The organism is Arthrobacter sp. Y3225116 (assembly GCF_059091245.1).
Genome location: NZ_JBNHGL010000332.1, coordinates 1 through 2,542 on the forward strand (window position 1 = coordinate 1; position 2,542 = coordinate 2,542).

The 2,542-nt window shown below is 69.8% G+C and carries 3 protein-coding genes and 1 pseudogene; all 4 read right to left on the bottom strand.

The features are described from left to right. Positions 1–635, bottom strand: a 635-nt coding sequence (locus tag AC5RV2_RS16925; protein WP_494093303.1) for a thiolase family protein, incomplete at its 3' end; no start/stop codon positions are given. Between the two features lie 197 nt (positions 636–832). Beyond that, positions 833–1,261, bottom strand: coding sequence for a 4-carboxymuconolactone decarboxylase (pcaC, locus tag AC5RV2_RS16930; RefSeq protein ID WP_494093304.1), 429 nt, complete (start codon positions 1,259–1,261; stop codon positions 833–835). Positions 1,262–1,306: 45 nt separating this feature from the next. Then, positions 1,307–2,101, bottom strand: a complete 795-nt coding sequence (locus AC5RV2_RS16935) for an alpha/beta fold hydrolase (RefSeq protein WP_494093305.1) — start codon at positions 2,099–2,101, stop codon at positions 1,307–1,309. Beyond that, positions 2,098–2,542 (bottom strand): annotated as a pseudogene (locus AC5RV2_RS16940) (lyase family protein); the annotation flags it as partial. The pseudogene AC5RV2_RS16940 and the gene AC5RV2_RS16935, both read right to left, overlap by 4 nt.

Below are 2,542 nucleotides of genomic sequence, written 5' to 3' on the forward strand. Positions count from 1 at the left end.
GCCTTCTGCAGGATCAGCGACGGCTTCTCGTAGTTGCACGCGAGGAAAGTCTGCTTGCCCTCGCGGCCAACCTCGGTCAGGGCGAACTCGTCCTGCCGTTCGCGGCTGATGCCGTGGCGCTCGCGCAGCTGCTCGGTGGCCTCGCCCAGGGAGACAGTCCATTCCCGCGGCATCTTCTTGTTCACCAGGCGCCAGCCCAGGGTGGTGGACGCCAGGGTCATGTCGCCGGCCGGGTAGGGCTTCTCGGTCTTCGGCAGCACCCACGGCGCCCGGCTCATCGACTCGACGCCGCCGATCAGCACCAGGTCGCCTTCGCCGGCGTTGATCTGCCGGGAGGCGATGATGGCGGCGTCCAGGCTGGAGCCGCACAGCCGGTTCACGGTGGCCCCCGGGATGGAGGTGGGCAGGCCAGCCAGCAGCGTTGCCATGCGCGCCACGTTCCGGTTCTCCTCGCCGGCGCCGTTGGCGTTGCCGAAGATCACCTCGTCGATGCGCTCCGGATCCAGGCCGGGGGCCCGGGAAACTTCCGCCTTGACGACTTCGGCCGCCAGGTCGTCCGGGCGCACACCGGCCAGCGCACCGCCGAACTTGCCGAAGGGGGTGCGGACGGCGTCATACAAATATGCCTGGTTCATTCGAGGCTCCTTCGCGGCGCACTTCCGGGGTGCGCCTTTCGGTTACAGCAAACGGCCCGGCCCGGCGCTCAGGCCGGACCGGACCGCTCCGTCGACACGGGGGTCCGCGCGGAACATACCGTTTCGGCGGGAACCGCCACGGGGCGCTTGTTCCTGCCGAAAGTGTTCGCTTCACGAACGCATGTACGTTATATGAACTATATCGAGCCCTTGTGATCCTCGTCAAGGCTGGCAAAGACGCCCTTGGCCACCTTGAACGCGACGTTGGCGTCCGGCACGCCGCAGTAGATGGCCGACTGCAGCACGACTTCCTTGATCTCGTCGCGGGTCATGCCGTTGGTCAGCGCCGCCCGGACATGCATGGCGAATTCCTCCCAGTGGCCCTTGGCGATCATGGCGGTGAGCGTGATGGCGCTGCGCGTGGTGCGCGGCAGCCCCTCCCGGGTCCAGATGGTCCCCCAGGCGTAGCGGGTGATCAGTTCCTGGAAGTCCTGGGTGAACTCATCGATCGAGCTGTTCGCGCGGTCCACGTGGGCATCGCCGAGGACCTGCCGGCGCACGGCCATGCCCTCGTCGTAAACCTCCTGCTGAGTCTTGGCAGGATCGAAGGTGCGGTTATCGCTCACGGCGTGTACTCCTTGGTTGGTTCAGTCATGGGCCCGGCTGCGGTTTCAGGCGGCCAGGAAGAAATCGCGCAGCAGCGCTGCGGTTTCCGCGGGTGCCTCGGCGGGTGCCTGGTGGGCCACGCCGTCGACGACGGCGGAGCTGCCCTTCTGCACGCCGGCGGCCACTGCTTCGGCGAACTCGGGCGGGCACACCTGGTCGAGCGCCCCGGCGACGGCGATCACCGGAGTGGTGATGTCGCCGAGCCGCCCGCGGACGTCGAAGCCGGCCAGGGCCTCGCAGGCGTGGGCGTAGGCGAAGCGGTCCGCGTTCTGCAGGGTGTGCAGCAGCCGGGTGGTGCGCTCGGAGTGCTTCTCTATGAAGCCCGGCGCGAACCAGCGCTGCGCGGAGCCGGTGACCATCGTGGGCGTGCCCGCCTGGCGCACGGTCTCCGCGCGTTCCAGCCACGCGGCCGGCTCGCCGATCTTGGCGCCGGAGCAGACCACGCCCAGGCCGGCGAAGCGGTCCGGGTGGTCCAGGCCCAGTTGCAGCGCCAGTTCACCGGCCATCGAGACGCCGGCGAAGTACACCTGGGCGCCGGCGTCGATGTCGCCGGCTTCGCGCAGCTTGTCCAGCATCGCCACGACCCCCTGGCCGAGTTCGGCCATGGTGTACGGTTCGGTCGAGGCGGGGCTGGCCCCGTGGCCGGGCAAATCCACGCCCACCACCTGGAAGTCCTGCAGGTGCTCCACGGCGTCGGCCCAGAGCGCCTTGGCGCCGGTACCGAGTCCGGCGCCCGCCAGCAGCACCGGCCTGCCTTTGCCCTCGGACAGGAGGGTGGGGGTGATGTCGGGGACGGTCACGAATGGCTCCATTCTGCGTAGTGGGACGTGATCCGGTCGATCAGGCCGCTGCTTTGGCCGGTGTACCCGGCCGGGTCCAGCAGTTCGGCCAGCGCCGTGTCGGAGAGGACGTCGCCGGGCACGGCTTCGCGCAGCAGCTGCGCCAGGCTGCCCTGGCCGGCGAGCGACTGGTTGACCAGGCTCTGGACCTTGGCCTTGCCGGCGCCGGGGGTTCCGCCGTCCAGCATCGGCGCCACCGTGGCCATGACGCGTTCGCTGACCACCAGCTCGCCGGTGATCTCCAGGTTCCGGCGCATTTTCTCCGGGCGCACCACCAGGCCGTCGGAGAGTTCGGCCAGCTTGGCGGCTGCCCCGCCGGCGAGCCGGAGCAGCTGGCGCAGCGCCTGCCACTCCACGTGCCAGGAGCCGTCCGGCCGCTCGTCCACGGCCCCGGCCGCCGCG